The sequence below is a fragment of the Streptomyces rubradiris genome, assembly GCF_016860525.1.
Classification (GTDB): Bacteria; Actinomycetota; Actinomycetes; order Streptomycetales; family Streptomycetaceae; genus Streptomyces; species Streptomyces rubradiris.
In genome coordinates this window covers 3,021,390-3,042,244 of the sequence record NZ_BNEA01000015.1, presented here as the reverse complement: position 1 = coordinate 3,042,244, position 20,855 = coordinate 3,021,390, and the positions used below count along the sequence as shown (strand labels likewise).

Annotated in this window: 17 protein-coding genes; 6 read left to right on the top strand and 11 right to left on the bottom strand. The window is 70.8% G+C overall.

Annotated features, from left to right (window positions below):
• The first annotated feature begins 9 nt into the window (after positions 1–9).
• Positions 10–1,086, top strand: coding sequence for an erythromycin esterase family protein (locus Srubr_RS26480; RefSeq protein ID WP_189997453.1), 1,077 nt, complete (start codon positions 10–12; stop codon positions 1,084–1,086).
• 188 nt (positions 1,087–1,274) lie between these two features.
• Here Srubr_RS26480 and Srubr_RS26475 read toward each other — a convergent pair whose 3' ends face one another.
• From Srubr_RS26475 to Srubr_RS26460, 4 genes are all read right to left on the bottom strand, one after another.
• The gene (locus tag Srubr_RS26475) at positions 1,275–1,865 is read right to left on the bottom strand and encodes a malonic semialdehyde reductase (RefSeq protein WP_189997452.1); all 591 of its coding nucleotides are present in this window, start codon (positions 1,863–1,865) and stop codon (positions 1,275–1,277) included.
• Positions 1,866–2,059: 194 nt separating this feature from the next.
• Positions 2,060–2,290 (bottom strand): exodeoxyribonuclease VII small subunit, encoded by a 231-nt coding sequence (locus Srubr_RS26470; protein ID WP_189997451.1) that lies wholly within the window; start codon positions 2,288–2,290, stop codon positions 2,060–2,062.
• Positions 2,287–3,495 (bottom strand): exodeoxyribonuclease VII large subunit, encoded by a 1,209-nt coding sequence (xseA, locus tag Srubr_RS26465; protein WP_189997450.1) that lies wholly within the window; start codon positions 3,493–3,495, stop codon positions 2,287–2,289. Before xseA ends, Srubr_RS26470 begins: the two co-directional genes overlap by 4 nt.
• Positions 3,496–3,694: 199 nt before the next feature.
• Positions 3,695–5,053 (bottom strand): APC family permease, encoded by a 1,359-nt coding sequence (locus tag Srubr_RS26460; RefSeq protein ID WP_189997449.1) that lies wholly within the window; start codon positions 5,051–5,053, stop codon positions 3,695–3,697.
• A gap of 64 nt (positions 5,054–5,117) precedes the next feature.
• On the opposite strand from Srubr_RS26460, the gene Srubr_RS26455 reads away from it, so the two are divergent.
• Both Srubr_RS26455 and ppgK read left to right on the top strand, forming a co-directional pair.
• On the top strand, positions 5,118–6,134 hold the full coding sequence (locus Srubr_RS26455) for a 4-hydroxy-3-methylbut-2-enyl diphosphate reductase (protein WP_189997448.1): 1,017 nt from the start codon (positions 5,118–5,120) through the stop codon (positions 6,132–6,134).
• Positions 6,135–6,163: 29 nt separating this feature from the next.
• Positions 6,164–6,910, top strand: a complete 747-nt coding sequence (ppgK, locus tag Srubr_RS26450; RefSeq protein WP_189997447.1) for a polyphosphate--glucose phosphotransferase — start codon at positions 6,164–6,166, stop codon at positions 6,908–6,910.
• Between the two features lie 218 nt (positions 6,911–7,128).
• Here ppgK and Srubr_RS26445 read toward each other — a convergent pair whose 3' ends face one another.
• A complete protein-coding gene (locus tag Srubr_RS26445) occupies positions 7,129–7,509 on the bottom strand; it encodes a DUF6542 domain-containing protein (RefSeq protein ID WP_373319191.1) in 381 nt (126 codons plus the stop codon).
• Positions 7,510–8,000: 491 nt separating this feature from the next.
• On the opposite strand from Srubr_RS26445, the gene ychF reads away from it, so the two are divergent.
• Positions 8,001–9,089 carry a redox-regulated ATPase YchF gene (gene ychF / locus Srubr_RS26440; RefSeq protein WP_189997445.1) on the top strand — a complete coding sequence of 363 codons (1,089 nt, stop codon included), beginning with the start codon at positions 8,001–8,003 and terminating at the stop codon, positions 9,087–9,089.
• A gap of 258 nt (positions 9,090–9,347) precedes the next feature.
• On the opposite strand, the gene asnB is transcribed toward ychF, so the two are convergent.
• The 5 genes from asnB to Srubr_RS26415 all read right to left on the bottom strand — a co-directional run bounded on the left by asnB (position 9,348) and on the right by Srubr_RS26415 (position 14,555).
• The gene (gene asnB, locus Srubr_RS26435; RefSeq protein ID WP_189997444.1) at positions 9,348–11,183 is read right to left on the bottom strand and encodes an asparagine synthase (glutamine-hydrolyzing); all 1,836 of its coding nucleotides are present in this window, start codon (positions 11,181–11,183) and stop codon (positions 9,348–9,350) included.
• Between the two features lie 59 nt (positions 11,184–11,242).
• The gene (locus tag Srubr_RS26430) at positions 11,243–11,431 is read right to left on the bottom strand and encodes a ferredoxin (RefSeq protein WP_189997443.1); all 189 of its coding nucleotides are present in this window, start codon (positions 11,429–11,431) and stop codon (positions 11,243–11,245) included.
• A gap of 39 nt (positions 11,432–11,470) precedes the next feature.
• The gene (locus Srubr_RS26425) at positions 11,471–12,688 is read right to left on the bottom strand and encodes a cytochrome P450 (RefSeq protein ID WP_189997442.1); all 1,218 of its coding nucleotides are present in this window, start codon (positions 12,686–12,688) and stop codon (positions 11,471–11,473) included.
• 81 nt (positions 12,689–12,769) lie between these two features.
• Positions 12,770–13,783: a 3-oxoacyl-ACP synthase III family protein gene (locus tag Srubr_RS26420; RefSeq protein WP_229926825.1), complete on the bottom strand. Its 1,014-nt coding sequence runs from the start codon at positions 13,781–13,783 to the stop codon at positions 12,770–12,772.
• Positions 13,784–13,796: 13 nt separating this feature from the next.
• Positions 13,797–14,555, bottom strand: a complete 759-nt coding sequence (locus tag Srubr_RS26415) for a thioesterase II family protein (RefSeq protein WP_189997441.1) — start codon at positions 14,553–14,555, stop codon at positions 13,797–13,799.
• A gap of 257 nt (positions 14,556–14,812) precedes the next feature.
• Between Srubr_RS26415 and ccrA the strand changes: the two genes are divergently transcribed.
• Entirely contained in the window at positions 14,813–16,147 is a 1,335-nt protein-coding gene (gene ccrA / locus Srubr_RS26410) for a crotonyl-CoA carboxylase/reductase (protein ID WP_189997440.1), read from the top strand.
• A 34-nt stretch (positions 16,148–16,181) separates the two neighbouring features.
• Complete coding sequence (locus tag Srubr_RS26405; RefSeq protein WP_229926824.1) at positions 16,182–17,957, top strand: 3-hydroxyacyl-CoA dehydrogenase family protein; 1,776 nt, start codon at positions 16,182–16,184, stop codon at positions 17,955–17,957.
• On the opposite strand, the gene Srubr_RS26400 is transcribed toward Srubr_RS26405, so the two are convergent.
• Positions 17,929–20,712, bottom strand: coding sequence for a helix-turn-helix transcriptional regulator (locus tag Srubr_RS26400; RefSeq protein ID WP_189997439.1), 2,784 nt, complete (start codon positions 20,710–20,712; stop codon positions 17,929–17,931). The genes Srubr_RS26405 and Srubr_RS26400 overlap by 29 nt on opposite strands.
• Positions 20,713–20,855: the final 143 nt, after the last annotated feature.

The window sequence follows — 20,855 nt, the reverse complement described above, 5'->3', positions numbered from 1 at the left end:
GGGAAGGCCATGTCCGACGAGGTGACGCGTTTCCTCGTCGAAGAGATGGGGTTCTCGGTCCTGGCCATGGAGGCCAGCGCATCGGCCGGCCCGGCCGTGGACGCCTACGTCCGCCAAGGCGTCGGTGACGCCGCGGGAGTGCTCGCCGGACTGGGGTTCTGGACCTGGCGGACCCGTGAGGTACTCGGGATGATCGAGTGGATGCGCGCGTACAACCGGGGGCGCCTGGAAGACCAGAAAGTGCGTTTCGTAGGCGTCGACCCGCAAAAGTGCGGCGGATCCCTGGCCGTACTCGGCTCCTTCCTGCGCCAGGTGGCACCGGATCGCGAGGCAGGTCTTCTCGCCCCGCTCCGCGTGCTCGCCGAGGCGCATCCGGGAGCGCACCCCGATCCTCGGCGGCGCCTGGTGCGCGACGCGGAAGAACTGCTGGGGTTCCTCCGCGGACACGGCCCCGACGCGGCCGACGCGCTCCGACACGCCCGCATTCTGGTGCGGGCCGCCGACCTGGTGACGGGGACCAGGCAGCACACGAACCCCGAGCGGACCGTGTTCGCCGCGCGCGACCGGTACATGGCCGAGGCCGTCGGGGAACTCCTCACCGACCCATCCACCAAGATCGCCCTCTGGGCTCACAACGGGCACATCACCAAAGGCCGTTACGGTGGCGCGGTACCGGCGATGGGGCAGCACCTGCACGCACGGTTCGGCGACGCCTACTACGCACTCGGCCTGCTGTTCGGCAGCGGCTCCTTCCGCGTCCGCCGGATGTGGCCCGGCCCTTGGTCCCGTCCCGGAGCCGGCGCCCTCGGCACCCACCGGATCGGCCCCGCCCACCCGGGCACCGTGGAAGCCCGGCTCGCCACGGCCAACCCGGGCGACCACGTCGTGGACCTGCGCGGCGCGGCCACCGCGCCGACGGCGGTACGGGAATGGCTCGGAGGCCGGCATCACACGCGGAGCTTCGGCGCCGTGGTACCGCGCTGGACGTATCGCTTCCACCTGAGCCCCGTCTCCCCGGCCGAGGAGTACGACGGACTGGCCTACGTGGCGGTGTCGACCGCCTCCCGGCCCCTCCCGGCCTCCTGAAGGGGGCGGAGCCGGCATCGGCGAGTTCCGGTCCCGGCAGGCACTCGCGTGCGGCGACACCGGCACCCCTCGAACACGACGCCGGCCTCCACGACCCCAGCGGGTCATGAAGGCCGGCGTCACGCTCGCCCCGGATTTCGCCGACGGTGGCGCTTCAGCGCCGGGGCCGGCTCATGCGTACGGGAGCGTCAGACGGTGGTGACGACGTCCTCGTAGGACAGGCGCGGGGAGCGCGGGAACCAGGCGTCCGGGCCCGGCTTGCCGATGTTGACGACCATCAGCGGGGTGTGGTCGTCGTCCAGGAACTCCTTGCGGACGCCCTCGAAGTCGAGGCCGGTCATCGGGCCGGCGGCCAGGCCCGCGGCGCGGACGCCGATGATGAAGTACGCGGCCTGGAGGGTGGCGTTCATCGCGGCGGCGCTCTCCCGGACCGCACGCTCGCTGAAGAAGGCGTCCTTGGCCTGCGGGAAGTGCGGGAAGAGGGCCGGCAGCTCCTCGTGGAACTCGTTGTCCGCGGACAGGATCGCGACCAGCGGGGCGGCGGCGGTCTTGGGCTGGTTGCCCTCGGCCATGAGCGCGACCAGGCGCTCGCGGGCCTCGGGGGAGCGGACCAGGGTGATGCGCAGCGGGCTCTGGTTGAAGGCGGTGGGGCCGTACTTGACCAGGTCGTAGATCGCCTGTACCTGCTCCTCGGTCACCGGCTCGTCGGTGAAGGTGTTGGCGGTACGGGCCTCGCGGAACAGCAGGTCCTGGGCGGCGGGGTCAAGAACGAGAGACATGCGTGTACTTCCTGGGGTGCGCGTCCGGTCCGACGGGAGGCCGGACCGGCTGACGCGGTCGACCCTACGCCAGCGAGGTTTAACGTTCAACTAAGAGGGGGGTGTGGTGAGCCGCCTCACAGCCGGGCGGCCGACAGCCCGGACGGTTCGCACCGGCTGACCGTTTGACCGGCGGCCCGTGTGCCCCGTGCCGCCTACTCGTCCGAGCCCTCGGAGCCCTCCTCTTCCTCGGCCAGCGCCGCGTCCAGCCGGGCCCGGGCCCCCTCCAGCCAGCGCCGGCACACCTTGGCCAGCTCCTCGCCGCGCTCCCACAGCGCCAGGGACTCCTCCAGCGTCGTACCGCCCGCCTCCAGCCGCCGTACGACCTCGATCAGCTCGTCCCGGGCCTGCTCGTAGGAGAGCGCCTCGTCCACCTTGCTCGTCATCCGTCCACCTTCACAGTCAGTTCACCGTCGGCGACGCGGGCCCGCAGCGCCTCGCCCGCCGTCACCTCGGCCGGATCGCGCACCACGTGCCCGTCCGCCCGTTGCAGCACCGCGTAGCCGCGCCGCAGCGTCGCCGCGGGGGAGAGGGCCACCACGCGCGCGTGCGTGTGCGTCAGCTCCGAGTCCGCGCGGTCCAGCAGATGTCCCAGCGTCCGCCGGCCGCGCTCCAGCAGGGACAGCACGTGGTCGGCGCGCTCGTCGAGCATCCGGTGCGGGTCCTGTATCGCCGGCCGGGCCAGGGCGTGCGCCAGCCCGCGCTCCTCCCGCTCCACGAACGCGGCGGCGCACCGCCGGGCCCGGTCGCGCAGCATCCGCACCCGCTCCAGCTCCTCGCCCACGTCGGGCACGACTTTCTTGGCCGCGTCCGTCGGCGTGGAAGCGCGCAGATCGGCGACGTAGTCCAGCAGCGGGGTGTCCGGCTCGTGCCCGATCGCCGACACCACGGGCGTACGGCAGCCGGCCACCGCCCGCACCAGCTGCTCGTCGGAGAACGGCAGCAGATCCTCCACGCTGCCGCCGCCGCGCGCGACGATGATCACGTCCACCTCGTCCATCGCGTCGAGCTCCTTGACCGCCTGCACGACCTGCGGGACGGCGTGCACGCCCTGCACGGGGACGTTGCGCACCTCGAAGCGGACGGCGGGCCAGCGGTACCGGGCGTTCTCCAGCACGTCCCGCTCCGCGGCGGAGGCCCGCCCGCACACCAGCCCGATCAGCTGCGGCAGGAACGGCAGCGCCGTCTTCCGCTCCGGCGCGAAGAGCCCCTCCGCGGCCAGGGACTTCTTCAGCTGCTCCAGCCGGGCCAGCAGCTCACCGACGCCGACGGGCCTTATCTCGGCGGCGCGCAGGGACAGCTGGCCGCGGGGCGCGTACCACTCCGGCTTCGCCAGTACGACGACACGGGCGCCCTCGCCGACGACGTCCGCGACCGCGTCGAAGACCTGGCGGTAGCAGGTCACGCTGACGGAGATGTCGTGCGACGGGTCGCGCAGCGTGAGGAACACGACACCGGCGCCGGGGCGGCGCGACAACTGCGTGATCTGCCCTTCGACCCACACCGCGCCGAGCCGGTCGATCCATCCCCCGATCAGCCGCGACACCTCGCCTACGGGCAGGGGGGACTCCGGGGACGTGTTCACAGCCATGCGGTCGAGAGTAACGGCCGGTACTGACAGCGGGGTGGCCGTGCGGTTGTGTGTGGCGGGGGCCGGGGGCGTGCGCTGGTGGGGGTGAGGGTGCTCGCCGCTTGCGGGTGCGGGTGCGCCGGGGTCGCTCGCGCGCTTCCCGCGCCCCTTCGGAGCCCGCAGGCCCGGCTGCCCGCGTCCTCCGGGACGCACCGGCCGGCTATCCGGGAATCCGTCCCCGCTGCCCCGCCAGCACCCCCAGCCCGATCACCAGCCACACCGCCCCCACCACCTGGGCCACCCCGGACGCCGCCACGATGACGGCCACCGTGATGCCGGCCCCGGCCACCGGCACCAGCACGTGCCGCCACCAGCTGACCTCCCCCCGGCGCCGTACGAAATACCCCACCACGCTCGCGTGCAGCAGCGTGAACGCCGTCAGCGCGCCGATGTCGACCACCGAGACCAGCTTGTCCAGCCCGTCGTCCCGCCGGGCCGCCCACCCCGCCGCGACCAGCGTGACCACCGCCGCGCACAGCAGCGCGACCCGCGGTACGCCCCCGTCCGTCCGGGACAGCCCGCGCGGCAGCCGCCGGTCGCGGCCCATCGCGAACAGCAGCCGTCCGGCCGCCGCCTGCCCCGCCAGCGCCGCGAACGCCGCTCCGAGCGCCTTGCTCGCGGCCACCAGATCGTGCAGCCACGTGCCGACCGAGGAGTCCACCGCGTCGTAGAAGGCCGACCCCTGCCGCCCCGGATCGCGCGCGAGCTCCGCGGAGGACACCGGCTCCAGCAGCGCCACCAGATACGTCTGCGCAACGAACAGCACCCCCGCCAGCGCCAGACAGAACAGCAGCGCCCGCGCCACCCGCGCCGAGCCCCCGGTGACCTCCTCGGCGAACGTCGCGATGGCGTCGAAACCCAGGTAGGACAGGACCGCCACGGACACCGCGCCGAGCACCGCGGCCGCCGCGAAACCACCTTGCGTACCGTCCCCCGTCAGCGGCGACAGCGGCCCCCGCTCCGCCCCGTCCCGGGCCAGCACCACGACGGCCGAGACCACGAACACCAGCAGGACCGCGATCTCCAGGGCCAGCACGGCGAAGCCCACGCGCGCGGCGACCCGTACGCCCCACAGGTTCAGCAGGGTCGTGAGCACCACGGCCAGCGCCGTCCACACCCACCGGGACACCTCCGGGACCAGCGCGTTCATCGCGATCCCGGAGAAGAGGTAGGCCACCGCGGGGATGAGCACGTAGTCCAGCATCGCCATCCAGCCGGCGACGAACCCGGCGCCCTTGCCGAGCCCCACGCGCGCGTAGGCGTACACCGACCCCGCCTGAGGTACGACCCGCACCATCTGCGCGTAGCTGAACGCCGTGAACCCCATGGCGACCGTCGCCACCGCGTACACCAGCGCCACCGCGCCGTGCGATCTGGCGTCCAGCGCCCCGAACACCCCGACCGGCGCCATGGGGGCGATGAACAGCAGCCCGTAGACCACGAGGTCCCGCAGGCCCAGGCTGCGCCGGAGGCGATGGCCCGCGTCGGCGGCGGAGGTTGTCGTTCCGGTGTTGGACATACACACAAGTCTTCCCCGCGCGGTGTGGGGAAGCGATCTCTGCGCTTGTGAACGCGGCCTTACGATGGGACGCATGACCGCTTCGTCTGGCCGCCGTGTCCTGCTCGCCGCCCCCCGGGGCTACTGCGCCGGCGTGGACCGCGCCGTGATCGCCGTCGAGAAAGCCCTGGAACAGTACGGGGCCCCGATCTACGTCCGGCACGAGATCGTCCACAACAAGTACGTGGTGCAGACCCTGGAGAAGAAGGGCGCCATCTTCGTAGAGCGCACGGAGGAAGTGCCGCCCGGCAACATCGTCATGTTCTCGGCGCACGGCGTCGCGCCCGTGGTGCACGAGGAGGCCCGCCAGGGCCGGCTCGCCACGATCGACGCCACCTGCCCCCTTGTCACCAAGGTCCACAAGGAGGCCGTCCGGTACGCCGCGGAGGACTACGACATCCTCCTGATCGGGCACGAGGGCCACGAGGAGGTCATCGGCACCTCCGGCGAGGCCCCCGACCACATCCAGCTGGTCGACGGCCCCGAGGACGTCGCCAAGGTCGAGGTCCGCGACCCGTCCAAGGTCGTCTGGCTCTCCCAGACCACCCTCTCCGTCGACGAGACCATGGAGACGGTCGACGCCCTGAAGACCAAGTTCCCGGGGCTCGTCTCCCCGCCCAGCGACGACATCTGCTACGCCACCCAGAACCGCCAGCTCGCGGTGAAGCAGATGGGCGCCGAGGCCGAGCTGGTCATCGTCGTCGGCTCGCGCAACTCCTCCAACTCCAAGCGGCTGGTCGAGGTCGCCAAGCTGGCCGGCGCCCGCGACGCCCACCTGGTGGACTTCGCCAGCGAGATCGACGAGTCCTGGCTGGACGGCGTGACGACCGTCGGCGTCACCTCCGGCGCCTCCGTGCCCGAGGTGCTGGTCGAGGAGGTCCTGGAGTGGCTCGCCGAGCGCGGCTACGGCGACGTGGAACTGGTCAGGGCGGCCGAGGAGACCATCACCTTCTCGCTGCCCAAGGAACTGCGCCGCGACCTGCGCGAGGAGGCGGCGGCGCTGGTGGCCGAGCGCGGCGGGAGCGGTACGCCCGCGGCGTGACTGTCAGTGGTCCGTCGTAACGTGGAGCCATGCAGATCTTCGGCGTGGACATCGGCGGATCAGGGATCAAGGGCGCTCCCGTGGATCTTGACCGGGGCGACCTGGCCCAGGAGCGCCACAAGGTGCTCACCCCGCACCCGGCGACGCCCGGCGCCGTCGCCGACGGGGTCAAGCAGGTGGTGGACCACTTCGGGTGGACCGGGCCGGTCGGCCTGACCTTCCCCGGAGTGGTCACCGGCGGCGCCACGGTCCGTACGGCCGCGAACGTGGACCCGAGCTGGATCGACACGGACGCGCGCGCGTTGTTCGCCGACCGGCTCGGCGGCCTGCCGGTGACCGTGGTGAACGACGCGGACGCGGCGGGCGTCGCCGAGATGGAGTTCGGCGCCGGCCGGGGCCGCCGGGGCACGGTCATCCTGCTCACCTTCGGCACCGGCATCGGCAGCGCCGTCTTCGTGGACGGCGCCCTGCTCCCCAACACGGAACTGGGCCACCTGGAGCTCAACGGCCACGAGGCCGAGAAGCGCGCCTCCAGCAAGGCCAAGGAGGACCAAGACCTCAACTGGGAGCGGTGGGCGCGCCGCGTCCAGCGGTATCTCCGGCACGTGGAGATGCTGTTCTCGCCGGAGCTGTTCATCATCGGCGGCGGGGTCAGCCGCAAGGCCGACAAGTTCCTGCACCTCATCGAGGACGTCAAGGCCGAGATCGTCCCGGCGCGACTCCAGAACAACGCGGGAATCGTGGGAGCGGCGATGAGAGCGGCGCAGTCGGCGTGAGACGGGGGGAACGGTTGGCCTGAGGGGGCGGAGCGGTCGGCCTGAGGGGGCGGAGCGGTCGGTAGCTCGCGGTGCCTGCGGGAAGCTCGCCGCCTGCCGGGCCACGGTTGACGGCGCCTGCCGACTACAGGCCCGGCCGGCCTCCGAGCCCCTCCGGGCCCCGGGCTCCGGTGGGGAGTGGCTCGCCCGGCCGACCGGGAACCCGGGCCCCAGCGGCGTCAGCCGCGCCGCTGTCGTCCCCGCACCCACCGCACCCGGCGGACGAGCACGATCGCCGCGGCCAGCAGCGTCCCCCCGTACAGCCACCCGGCCTGAGTGGCGAGCCCGGTGACCAGCCCCATCAGCCGGCCGAGCAGCCCCCCGCCGCCCTCCGCGACCGGCAGCAGCCCCACCGCGAACGCGATCGGCAGGACCACGGGCGCGCTCAGCACGTCCCCGCCGCGCACCCACAGCGCCGTCAGCACGCACACCGGCAGGAACAGCACGCCGTAGACCGCGGGGGAGGCACCGAACAGCAGCTGGTCCAGGCAGCCGAGCAGAAACATGGCCACGGTGCAGAACAGACCGCTGCCGAGCCCGGTCAGCCGGGGATTGGGCAACCGGGGCCCTGGGGACACGGTCGCGGACGCCCCCCGGGGCCGCCGCCCGGACCGACCGGCCCCCGCACCACCCCCGCTGCCGCCGCTGCTCGCACGGGCGCCCCCCGGCCGCCGTCGGCCCTGGGAGGGCATCGGAGAGGAAGGACCCATCGGAGCCGTAGGAGAGACAGGAGTCCCCGAGGCCCTGGGACCCGGCGACGACCCGGGGGCCGGCGACGGCGGGGGCTGCCGCAGGCCTCTGGGGCGCTGGGGCGGCATGCCGCGTCGCGGTCCGTCGTTCGGGGGTCGCTGCCTGTGTTGCTCCACAGGGACCAACCTAGGTCTGTTTATGTGCTGAATCAGCCCCCAGACACGCCGGGCGGGGGAGCTTGGCCGGGTGCCCGACGCTCTCGTGAGGCGGACGCGCGGGACGCCGTAAACTGGTGGATCGGCCAGTGTCGGTCTCTGGCCCCTGGCAGCCCCTGGCCCACTCAACTACGGGAAGTCGCAACGTGTCGCTCACGATCGGAATCGTCGGCCTGCCCAACGTCGGCAAGTCGACCCTGTTCAACGCCCTGACCAAGAACGACGTGCTGGCGGCCAACTACCCGTTCGCCACGATCGAGCCGAACGTGGGCGTGGTCGGCGTGCCCGACGCCCGCCTCGCCAAGCTGGCCTCGATCTTCAAGTCGGAACGCATCCTCCCGGCCACGGTGGACTTCGTCGACATCGCCGGCATCGTGCGCGGTGCCTCCGAGGGCGAGGGCCTGGGCAACAAGTTCCTGGCCAACATCCGCGAGTCCGACGCGATCTGCCAGGTCATCCGCGCCTTCAAGGACGAGAACGTCGTCCACGTCGACGGCAAGGTCTCGCCGAAGGACGACATCGAGACGATCAACACCGAGCTGATCCTCGCCGACCTCCAGACCATCGAGAAGGTCCTGCCCCGCCTCCAGAAGGAGTCGCGGATCAAGAAGGACATCGCGCCCAAGGTCAAGGCCGTCGAGGAGGCCAAGGAGATCCTGGAGAAGGGCGAGACGCTCTTCGCCCACGGCATCGTCCAGGGCAGCGAGCGCGCGGAGCTTCTCCACGACCTGCACCTGCTGACGACGAAGCCCTTCCTCTACGTCTTCAACGTCGACGAGGACGAGCTGGTGGACGAGGACTTCAAGAACGAGCAGCGCGCCCTGGTCGCTCCCGCCGAAGCGATCTTCCTCAACGCCAAGCTGGAGGCGGACCTCGCCGAGCTGGACGAGGAGGAGGCCCTGGAACTCCTCCAGTCCGTCGGCCAGGACGAGCCGGGCCTCGCGACCCTGGCCCGCGTGGGCTTCGACACCCTCGGCCTGCAGACGTACCTGACGGCCGGCCCCAAGGAGTCCCGCGCCTGGACGATCAAGAAGGGCGCCACGGCCCCCGAGGCGGCCGGTGTCATCCACACCGACTTCCAGAAGGGCTTCATCAAGGCCGAGGTCATCTCCTTCGACGACCTGGTGGAAACCGGCTCCGTCACCGAGGCCCGAGCCAAGGGCAAGGCCCGCATGGAGGGCAAGGACTACGTGATGCAGGACGGGGATGTGGTGGAGTTCCGGTTCAATGTGTAGCGGGTGACTTACCGCTGCATCGCTGATCTGGCAAACGTGCAGGCAAATGGGGGCTGACTCTCTCGGGTCAGCCCCATATCTTTACCGTGCTGGATAGGTGCTGGATTCTCTGACCTCTCGTCATCTGTCATCACCCTCCATATCCGTACCGTGCTGGATACCTGCGGGCCGCGTGGGCGCCACGAGGGTGCGCGTAAAGCACACCGCGGGCTGGGCTCGACCCCGCTAGGGGAGCGAGCCCAGCCCGCGGTGGCCAGGTCAGCCGAGTTTCAGCGTCGGGTTCCGTAGGTCGAGCCACGTCGCCAGGTCGAGCGAGCGTTCCAGTACCGTCCGCTGCTGGAGGCTGATGGTGTCCTGGTCCGCCCTCATCGCCTCGCTCAGGCGGTCCCGGCTGCACAGTGCCAGTGCCGGGTGGTCGCGGTGGAGGAGGTCGGCGACCTGGGACTGGACCGCCTTGAGGTACTGCGGGTCGAAGCTGCTGGGGTAGCCGCTCTTCTTACGGTCGGCCACGGACGGTGGCAGCAGGTCGCGCGCCGCGGCGCGCAGCAGGCTCTTCTCCCTGCCGTCGAACGCCTTCAGCGACCACGGGGTGTTGAACACGTACTGCACGAGCCGGTGGTCGCAGAACGGGACACGCACCTCGAGCCCGGCCGCCATGCTCATCCGGTCCTTGCGGTCGAGCAGGGGCTGCATCTTCCGCGTCACGTTCAGATAGCAGACCTGACGCATCCGCTTCTCCAGGCCGGTCTCGCCTTCCTTGAGCGGGACCTCTTTCAGGGCGCTGAGGTAGTGGTCGCGGACGTAGGTTCCCAGGTCGAGCCGGCGTGCCAGGTCGTCGTCCAGCAGGCCGCCCGCTTCGAAGAGGGAGCCCTTGCCCGCGAGCCAGGGGAAGGTGTCCGCGTAGCGGAACCTGTCCTCGTGGAACCATGGGTAGCCGCCGAACAACTCGTCCGCCGACTCCCCAGAGAGCGCCACCGTCGAGTGTTCGCGGACGGCCTTGAAGAGGAGGTGGAGCGAGTTGTCCCGGTCGCCGATCCCGTTCGGGAAGTCCCGTGCGCCGACGGCCGCCCGCCGTACCTCCGGGTCGGCAAGCGCGCTGCCGTGGAGCATGATGTCCCGGTGGTCGCTCCCCACGTGCTCGGCCACCGCGTGCGCGTACGGGGTGTCCCGGGTGGGGGCGAGGTCAATCGCCTTGAAGTTCTTCTCCTGGTCCGGGAAGTCCACGGCGAAGGTGCGGACCGTCTCCCCGTGCTTCCTGAGCTGCCGGGCCGCGAGGGCGGTGATGACGGAGGAGTCGAGACCGCCGGAGAGCAGCGTGCACCGGGGGACGTCCGCGACGAGCTGCCGGGAGATGATGTCCTCCAGCAGCTCCCTGACGTGCGCGACGGTGGCCTGCTGGTCGTCCGTGTGCTCGTCGGCTTCGAGGCGCCAGTAGGCGTACTCCCGCAGCCCGTTGACGTCGGTCACGGCGACGTGACCGGGGCGCAGCTCGCGCATGCCCTCCCAGATCGCGTGCCCCGGGGTCTTGGCGAAGGAGAACATCTCCCGCAGCCCGTCCAGGCCGACGATGGCGGAGCAGAGCGGGTTCGCCAGGATCGCCTTGGGCTCGGAGCCGAAGAGGGCGCCGTCCTCGGTCTCGTAGTAGTAGAAGGGCTTGACACCCAGCCTGTCCCGGACCATGACGAGCTTCTCGGTGCGCGCGTCCCAGATGGCGAATGCGAACATGCCGTTCAGGTGCTCACCGATCGCCTCACCCCACTCCAGGTACCCGCGGAGCACCACCTCGGTGTCCGAGTCGGTGGTGAAACGGTGCCCGCGGCGGCGGAGTTCGGCGCGCAGTTCGGGGTAGTTGTAGGTCTCTCCCGAATACACCATCACCACGTCGCCGTCCCCGGTCTCCACCCGCATCGGCTGCGCGCCGCCGGGCAGGTCGATGACGGCGAGCCGCCGGTGGCCAAGGGCGGCGTGCCGGTCCGCCCACGTGTCTCGTGCGTCGGGACCGCGGCAGGCCATGGTCTCGGTCATCGCGTCGAGGATCTGCGACTGCTGCGTCAGATCCCGACGGTACGAAACCCAGCCGGCAATACCGCACATGGCGATCAAACCCTTTTCTCGACGTTGGTTGCATCACATCCGCTGATCCGGCCGTGGAATCACTCCACGTGGATGACATTCGCCGGGCAGACGGCCGCGGCCTCCTCGACCGCTTCGCGCAGGTCGTCGGAGGGTGACGGGTTCAGGAGAACGACGATCCCGTCGTCGTCCTGGTCGAACACCTCGGGGGCAACGAGCACACACTGCCCGGCGCCACAGCACTTCTCCTCGTCAAAAGTGATCTTCACGCGTGTTTCTCCTGATCAGACAGCGGGAATGGGGCGTCGCTACCACGTCACGGGCAATGCGTGGCAGCCGTAGACCAGCATGTCGCTGCGGAACGGAACGTCTTCGAACTCCACAGCGAGGCGCAGCTCCGGGAAGCGGCGCAGGAGGGTGTTCAAAGAGATCTGGAGTTCGGCTCGTGCCAACGCCTGGCCGAGGCACTGGTGGACGCCGTAGCCGAAGGCGACGTGACGCTGGGAGTTGGCGCGCCGCGGATCGAACCCGTCGGGATCCGGGAACACCTCGGGGTCACGGTTCGCCGAGGCGAGCGCGCAGATGATGCCCTCTCCCGCCTTGATGACCTGACCGCCCACCTCGACGTCGGCGGTCGCCGCCCGACGGGGCCCGCTCCGGGTGACGCTGTGGAAACGGAGTAGCTCCTCGACGGCTCCAGGCATGAGCGACGGGTCCTTGCGCAGCTCCTCGGCCGCGTGCGGGTACCGCAGCAGGGTCAGCGCGCCGAGGCCGATCATGTTGGCGGTGGTCTCGTGTCCGGCCACCAGCAGGAGAGCGGCGGTACCCACCACCTCGTCGTGGGTGAGTTCGCCCGCTCCCATCCTGTCGTGGATCAGTCCGCTCAGGATGTCGTCGCCCGGGTTCCGTTCCTTGCCGGCGACCAGCTCGCGGAGGTAGGTGAGCAGTCGCGCCCGGGCGGCGGTGCGCTCTTCCTCGGCGTTCACCCGAGACATCACGGTGGCGGTGATGCTCTGGAAGACGTCGTGGTCCTCGTCCGGTACCCCGAGCAGCAGACTGATGACCGACGACGGAAGCGGCAGGGCCAGTGACCTGACGAGGTCCACGTACCCGGGGGAGCCCGCTGCCTCCCGCTCGGCCTCCATCGCATCGCACAGTTCGTCGGTGATCTCCTGGATGCGGGGGCGCAGGGCCGACACGCTCTTGACCGTGACATGGGGCGTGAGCATCCGCCGGCGGCGGGTGTGCTCAGGAGGATCGGTCCGGATCAGGCTGCCCGCTTCCCCGGCGGTGACCATGCCGCTGCGCGGAAAACCCGGGGCGGCCGAGTCCGAACTGAACCGCGGGTCGGAGAGGACGGCCCGGACGTCCTCGTACCGGGTGATCAGCCAGGCCCAGCTTCCGTCCGGGAGTGAGACACGGCTGACCGGTTCCTCGACGCGGAGCACCGCGTACTGCGGAGGAGGAGAGAACGGGCAGCCGCGCGGGGGTTCGGCGGGCAGCGGAGAGACGGGCTTGGACAACATCACGTTACTCCTGGAATTCGGCTCGCGGACGGTCAGCCGTCCGCGACATGGGTGGGACGTCCGCGACATGGGTGGGATCCGTCAGAGGCCCCAGGCGAGCAGAGCGGCACTCGTTGTCATGCCGCCTCCGAACCCGGCCAGCAGGACCAGGTCTCCGTCGGACAGCTCTCCGGAGCGGTGCGCGTGGTCGAGTGCGAGCGGGACGGAAGCGGCGCCCGTGTTCCCGTGGCGGGCCACGGGCAGGTGAGCCCGCGCACGGGGCAGGCCCAGGTTCTCCAGGACCTCCCCGAGCATCGCGCCGTTGGCCTGGTGGGGGATGAAGTGCCGCACCAGGTCGGGTGGGACCGAGAGATCTCGCAGCAGGGCCTGGACCGCGCGGGGCAGCTCGCGCATCACGTACGCACGCACTTCACGCCCGCGCATGCGGAAGAAGTGCTCACCCCTGGCGAGGGTCTCGGCGGACGGCGGAGTCCGGCTGCCGCCGGCGGAGATGCCGATGAGGTCGAGCAAGCGGCTGTCCGTGGCGGAGTGACTGCCCAGGACGCCCCGCTGCGCGGGGACCGGGCCGAGGACCACGGCCCCCGCTCCGTCCCCGAACAGCGGCGCGGTACGCCGGTCGGTGGGGTCGATGACGCGTGAGTACACCTCGCTGCCGATCACCAGGGCGGGTCCGCGGCTCGCCCCGTCACCGGCGAGCATGCGCGCCGCGACGTCCAACGCCACGACGAAACCCGCGCAGACGGCGTTGACGTCGAAGCTCGCGGCACGGCCCGCGCCCAGACGCTGCTGGACGATGGCGGCGGTGGGTGGCTGGGGCTGGTCGGGAGTGGTGGTGGCGACGATGACCCAGCCCAGCTCCTCCGCCGTGAGCCCGGCGTCCTCCAGTGCCCGTCGGCCCGCCTCCGCGGCGAGGTCGGACGTCGCTTGGTGGGCGGCCGCGTAACGCCGTTCGATAATCCCGGTCTTGCGCTCGATCCATTCGGGGCTCACCCCCGTCGACGCGGCGATGTCCTGATTGCGGACCACGTGATCGGGCAGATAAGAACCGGTACCCCATACTCCCGTGCGCAGCGGTCCGGATGAATAAGCGGGCACTACGTCCAGTCCTTCAGGGTGATACGGGGAGCAGGGCGCCCTGGATTTCCTTTACGATCGCGTCGTGGTTTTCCAGGAGGTAGAAATGGCCACCGGAGAACACGTCGAGCCGGAACGACTGGGTGGTGTGACGGCTCCAGTGATGGAGTTCGCTCACCTCCACCCGGGGATCGGACAGGCCGGTGAAGGCGCGGAGTGGGCAGTTCAGGACGGGGCCGGCGACATACTGATAGGTCTCCGCGGCGTGATAGTCGCTGCGTATCGCCGGAAGAATGATCCGGAGTACTTCCTCGTCGCCGAACACTTCTGAACCTGTGCCGTCCAGGGCGCGTATGTCATCGACGATCTCGCTGTCCGAGAGCCGGTGCAGTCCCGTGTCGACGTTACGGTGCGGGGCCGGACGCCCGGATACGAAGAGCGTCTCGGGCTCCTGGCCCGCCTCCTGCAGTCGCAGGGCGACTTCGTAGGCGAGGGTGGCGCCCATGCTGTGCCCGAACAGCGCGTATGGCCGGTCGAGTTGCGGGCCGACGCTCTCGGCGATGTGATCGGCGAGCTCGTGTATGTGCGGGATGTTCGGCTCCGCGCGACGGTCCTGCCGGCCTGGGTACTGCACGGCCCAGACGTCCATGGCCGGCGACAGGTCCCGGGAGAAGGGAAAGAAGAAGCTGGCGGATCCGCCCGAGTGCGGGAAACAGAGAAGCTGGAATTCTGCTTCGGACGAAGGGTGGAACCGGCGTACCCAGGAGGCGGCGCCGACGGGGCTGTCAACCACTCTTTCCCTCTCCAAGAAGAACTGTGTCGGGCAAGCATTCGGCCGGGATCGGGCGGCGGCCTGCGTCCCCCATGATGCATGAGCGAGTGAGGGGCCAACAATCCCCTACCCCCTTTTGACCAGGCGCGTAGGGCCCCCTCAAAGACCCTGGCCGCCTTTTTAGGGGGTTGCCCCGGGAGCCGGGCTTTCTCTAGGGTCGACCCGGTCATATACGGGTGCAATATCCACCGTCGTGCCAGCCTCGGGAGGAAACCCACGTGAAGGAAATAGTCGATGCCGTCCTCTCCGGTACGGCAACGCCCGGCGACTACGCGGCACTGCCCCTTCCGGACAGCTATCGGGGCGTGGTCATCCGTCGCGAGGACGTCGGAATGTTCGACGGCGTGGACTCGCGGGTGAAGGATCCACGGAAATCCCTTCACGTCATGGACGTCCCGGTGCCGGAGCTGGGCCCGGGCGAGGCCCTGGTGGCCGTCATGGCCTCCTCGGTGAACTACAACTCCGTGTGGACCTCGATCTTCGAGCCGGTGCCGACGTTCGCCTTCCTGGAGCGTTACGGCAAGCTCTCGCCGCTGACCGCGCGGCACGACCTGCCGTACCACGTCATCGGCTCCGACCTGGCCGGCGTCGTCCTGCGCACCGGCCCGGGCGTCAACGCCTGGAAGCCCGGCGACGAGGTCGTCGCGCACTGCCTGAGCGTCGAGCTGGAGTCGCCCGACGGCCACGACGACACGATGCTCGACCCCGAGCAGCGCATCTGGGGCTTCGAGACCAACTTCGGCGGCCTCGCCGAGATAGCGCTGGTGAAGACCAACCAGCTGATGCCCAAGCCCAAGCACCTGACCTGGGAGGAGGCGGCGGCCCCGGGCCTGGTGAACTCCACCGCGTACCGGCAGCTGGTGTCCCGCAACGGCGCGGCCATGAAGCAGGGCGACAACGTCCTGATCTGGGGCGCGAGCGGCGGACTCGGCTCGTACGCGACCCAGTTCGCGCTGGCCGGCGGCGCCAACCCGATCTGTGTCGTCTCCTCCCCGGAGAAGGCGGAGATCTGCCGCTCGATGGGCGCCGAGCTGATCATAGACCGCAACGCCGAGGGCTACAGGTTCTGGAAGGACGAGCACACCCAGGACCCCAAGGAGTGGAAGCGGTTCGGCAAGCGCATCCGCGAACTCACCGGCGGCGAGGACATCGACATCGTCTTCGAGCACCCCGGCCGCGAGACCTTCGGCGCCTCCGTCTACGTCACCCGCAAGGGCGGCACCATCACCACCTGCGCCTCCACCTCGGGCTACATGCACGAGTACGACAACCGCTACCTGTGGATGTCCCTGAAGCGGATCATCGGCTCGCACTTCGCCAACTACCGCGAGGCGTACGAGGCCAACCGCCTGATCGCCAAGGGCAAGATCCACCCGACCCTGTCGAAGACGTACTCCCTTGAGGACACCGGCCAGGCGGCCTACGACGTCCACCGCAACCTGCACCAGGGCAAGGTCGGCGTCCTGTGCCTCGCCCCCGAGGAGGGCCTGGGCGTGCGCGACCACGAGATGCGCGCGCGGCACATCGACGCCATCAACCGGTTCCGGGTCTGACCTGGTACACGGCAGCACGAGAGGTAAGAAGAGCGTGCACCGCAAGACGGTGGAAGAAACGGTCGTCGGAGTCGTGGGACTCGGGACCGTCGGAGAGGCCCTGCTGGGCCTGCTGAGCGAGGCGGGCTGTCGGGTCGTCGGCGTGGACCGCGACCTCGACGTACTGGCCAGGGTCGAGCGGCGCGTCAAGGCGCGCGGGGAAGGCGGCGCCTTCGACCGGCCGCCGCCGACCCTGACGGCCGACATCGGCTCCCTGGCCGAGGCCGACCTCGTGATCGAGGCCGTGGACGAGGACCTGGCGGTCAAGAGCACTCTGCTGCACCGGCTGCACGGGGTCTGCGCCGGCACCACCGTGTTCCTCACGACGACCGCCTCGCTGCCGCTGTTCCGCCTCGCCACCGCGTCCCGGCGGCCGGAGCGAACCGTCGGTCTGCGCCTGCTCAGGCCGCCTGCGGCGGGGGGCCGTGCGGACGTGGTGCCCACCTCGCTGACCTCAGATGACGCGATCAGCGCGGCGAGGGAACTCACGGCGGCTCTCGGCCTCGAACCCGCCGCCGTCGAGGTCCAGGCAGGCGGGCTCGCCACCGGACTCGTCCACGCTTTCGTCAACCGTGCCGCCGTGATGGTCGCGCAGGGCTTCGCCGCCGCCCAGGACATCGACACCGCCATGCGGCTCGGCTGCGGACTGCCGTCCGGCCCCCTGCAGCTCATCGACGAACTGGGCGTGGACGAGGTGCACGCCGGCCTCACCGCGCTGTGCGAGCGCACCGGTGACGCCCGGTACCGGCCGGCCCCGCTGCTCAGCTCGATGCTCGACCGCGGCACGCTCGGCCGGAAGAGCGGCCAGGGTTTCTACCGCTACGACGACACCGGTCGCCGGATCGCCGCAGCGGACGCCCCTCGCGTCCACGGCGGTTCACCGGCAGCGCCTCTCGAGCACGTGGGGGTGCTCGGCTCCGGCACGATGGCGCGGGGCATCGCGGAGGCCTGCGCGGTGGCGGGGTTCCGGACCACGCTGGTCGCCCGCAGCCCGCAAAAGGCCAGCGCGTCCCTGGCCTTCATCGAGAAGTCACTGGCCAAGGCGGTACGGCGGGGCAAGGTCACGCCGGCGGGCGAGGCACAGGCCCGCGCCTGCCTGACGACCGCCGACGACATGGTCGCTCTCGCCGACTGTGACCTGGTGATAGAGGCCGTCGCGGAGGACCTCCTGCTGAAGCGCAGCCTCTTCGCCCGGCTGGGCAGGGTGTGCCGGCCCGGCGCGCTGCTCGCCACGACGACGTCCAGCCTGCCGGTCGCCGCCTGCACGGAACCGGCGGGACGGCCGGAGGACACGCTCGGCCTGCACTTCTTCAATCCCGCGCCGGTGATGAAGCTGGTGGAACTGGTCCGCACCCCGGCCACGGGAGAGCGTGCCGTCGATGTCGCGCACGCGTTCTGCGGCACGCTCGGCAAGGTCGCCGTGGCATGCCCCGACCGGGCCGGGTTCATCGTCAACCACCTGCTCTTCCCGTACCTCGCCGACGCGGTGCGGCTGCTGGACGAGCACGCGGTGGACGCCGCGGACGTCGACGGAGCGATGGAACGCGGCTTCGGTTACCCCATGGGCCCCTTCACGTTGCTCGACAGCATCGGGTTGGACGTCTCCCTCGCCATCCTGCGCTGCCTGGACACGGAGTTCCCGAAATCCGGGTACGAACCCCCCGTACTCGTAGAGGAGTTGGTCGAGCAGGGCTTCCTGGGACACAAGTCGGGACGGGGGATACGCGGGCCCCGGGAACGGGTCAGCTCCGGCGCGACTCGAAACGGCTGAGCGCCACCGGCACGGCGGCTCTGCCCCGGACCCCCAGCTTCCGGTAGACCCGGGTGAGATGCTGCTCGACTGTGCTGGGCGTGACACACAGCCGGGCGGCGATCTCCCGGTTGGTCAGCCCCTCGCAGACCAGCCGGGCGACCCGGTGCTCCGCCTTGCTCAGCCTCACCGGCACGTCGGCGTCGGGTGCCGCCCCGCCCGACACGGCCCGTGCCCGCGCGCTGCGGAGCCGCTCGTGCAGGAGACGTGCCTGCTCGCGCAGCCACGGGCTCCCGGCGTCCGGCTGACCCAGTTCCTCGTTCAGCAGCCGGTCCGCTTCCGCCAGGTCTCCCAGGGCGATCTGCGCCTCCGCCGCGTACACGCGCCAGGCCGTGAACACGGAGACGTTGAGCTTCCAGGCCACCATCAGGTCCCTGCAGGCATAGAAGTCACCGAGCGCCGCCCGGTAGCGGCCCTCGGACAGATGGTGCCGGCCGCGGGCCTGGAGGTAGTGCAGACCGGGCAGCGTCTGGAACATCAGATGAGGGACCGGGATCCGGAAACACGCGGCCGACGCCTCGGCGTCCCCGAGGGCGGTACACGCCAGCACCTTCGCGGACAGGGGCAGACCGATGGCGACGCCCCACGCGGCCGCGGGGAGCAGGCCGAGCGCCTGTTCCGCACGCTCCCGCGCCGTCGTGAAGTTGCCCAGCCAGCTCTCCAGGATCGCGCTGGAGGCCAGCAGAAGCGCCTGCGCGGTGGGGGTGCGCCGCGTGTGATCCGCCACGAGTGCCTCGCACCACTCGGCAGCCCGCTCCAAACGTGCCGCACGGATGAGGGCGATCAGCGCGGCCATCGCCGGAGCCACCGGCGGGTTGTGCGGTATCAGGGCCTGCAGAAGCCGCTCGGCCGCGTCACGTGCCTCCTCGGTCGGGCCGTTGGTGAGCAGCGAGGTGAGGATGAGGGCTCCGTCGCGGTGCGGGTCGACGGACACGACGCTCTGGCCGGGGTCGGGCCCGGACACCGGGGGGCCGTGGTGGTACCGGGTGCCGAAGGTCGGGTAGAAGTACGCGAACCACACGTGCAGTGCGTGCAGGCGGGCCTGCAACTCGTCGGTGCACTCACCTGGCGCGGCATCGAGGTCGGCGAGGATCTCGTCCGCCTCCTGGGGCCGTCCCGACCACAGCAGATACACGACGAGCAGAACACTGTGCTTCCGGCTCAGGCGCCCGGCGCGGTGATCGTCCAGCAGATCGGTCAGGTACCAGCGCACCGCGCCCGGGTCCACCTCCCATTCCGCCTGCGCCAGTTCGGCCATGACCGTCGCACGCAGCGGACCGTCGGCACACGCCGCGTAGGCGGCCCGGAGGAACGTGATGGCCCGCTCGGCGTCCTGGTCGTGCAGGGCCTGAGCGCCGGCTTCCCGCAGCGCGATGACCGCCCAGTCCTCGTGCAGGGGGCGCGTCTGTACCAGGTGACCGGCCACCTCGGTCAGATCCGCCTTGCTCTCCCGCAGCACCTGGGCGGCGGTGCGGTGCAGCAGTTCCCGCTCCTCGGCCGGTGTGCTGTCCAGGACCACCAGGCGAGAGGCCGCCAGGCGGTAGTGGGTCCCGTCGGTCAGACCCGCGGCCTCCAGGACACCGCGGGCGCGCACGGCCTCGCTGGCGGACATGCCGAGCATGTGGAGCAGCCGCTCCACCCGTTCCGTGGTCGCCGCGTCGCCCAGGACGGCGAGAGCCCGCGCGGTGCGCAGGACGTCCTCGGTCAGCAGGTCGTGAATGTACTGGACGGCGAACCGTACGGCCCTTCCGTCCTCCGGCGGCTCGGCCGGATCCCCGTCCTCCGGCGGCACGGTCGGCGCGCCGGCCGCCGGGGCTGCCGGCCTGGCGGCCACCTCACGGGTGGACCAGTCCGCGGCGAGCGCCTGGAGCAGCAGCGGACTGCCGCCGGCGGCCTGCTGCCAGACAGGTGCCGCACGGTGAGCCGGGCCCCGGCCCAGACGTTCGGCGATCATCTCCTCGGTGCACGCCGTGCACAGGGCTGCCAGGGTGATCAGGGAACACCGGGGATTGCGTACGTACTCGGCGGTCAGCGCGAGGTTGTCCTCGGGCAGGTCGGAGCGGGCGGTGAGCAGGAGCAGGACCCGCAGGGACTCCACCCGCTGGATGACGTGGAGCAGGCACCGCAGGCTCTCGCCGTCGATGTGGTGGGCATCGTCGACGATCACGATCAGGGGGGCCTGCTTGGCCGCCGCGGACACGGTGTCGTACACGGCGCCGGCGGCCGTGCTCGGCGCCTCGGGGAGCGCCGCGAGCGCGGCCGGGGAACGGCCCAGGCCGGCAAGGAGCTGGCTGACGAGCCCGAAGGCGAACGAACGCTCCGTCGCGGAGGCCACGGCGCTCACGACGACCGCGCCCGATCTCTCCGCACGCGCCCGGACGTGCGAGGCGAGTGAGCTCTTGCCCGCCCCAGGGGGACCGAGGACGAGTGCAGCCTGCCCCCTACCCGCACTCGCCTGTTGCCACAGGCCGTCAAGAAGGCGTTGTGCCCTGCACCGCTCTGCCGTCTCCACGGCGGACCTCAGCTCCCTCCTGGACGGCCGGGTTTTCGGCCATCCACACGTCGTGCGCGGATAGATCAAATCATGCTGCGCTCTCTCCCGCTTCCGGCCGCCGTGGCCGCCTTCCGCCTCGGCAGAGCGACTTGGGACCACGGACCGGAACGAGGTGACCGCGCCCGCCGCATGGCCGGACTGCGCACCCTTATGCGGAACCATGGCCAACCACCCGGCAAATAGGGGGGTAAGGCACCCCCCTATGCGCCAACAGGCCGCAAAAGTAGGAAGGTTGCGATGCGGATCAACGGTTGGTTAGCGTGCGGGCCATGCGGGGCGCCTTCACCCGGCAAACATGGATCGGC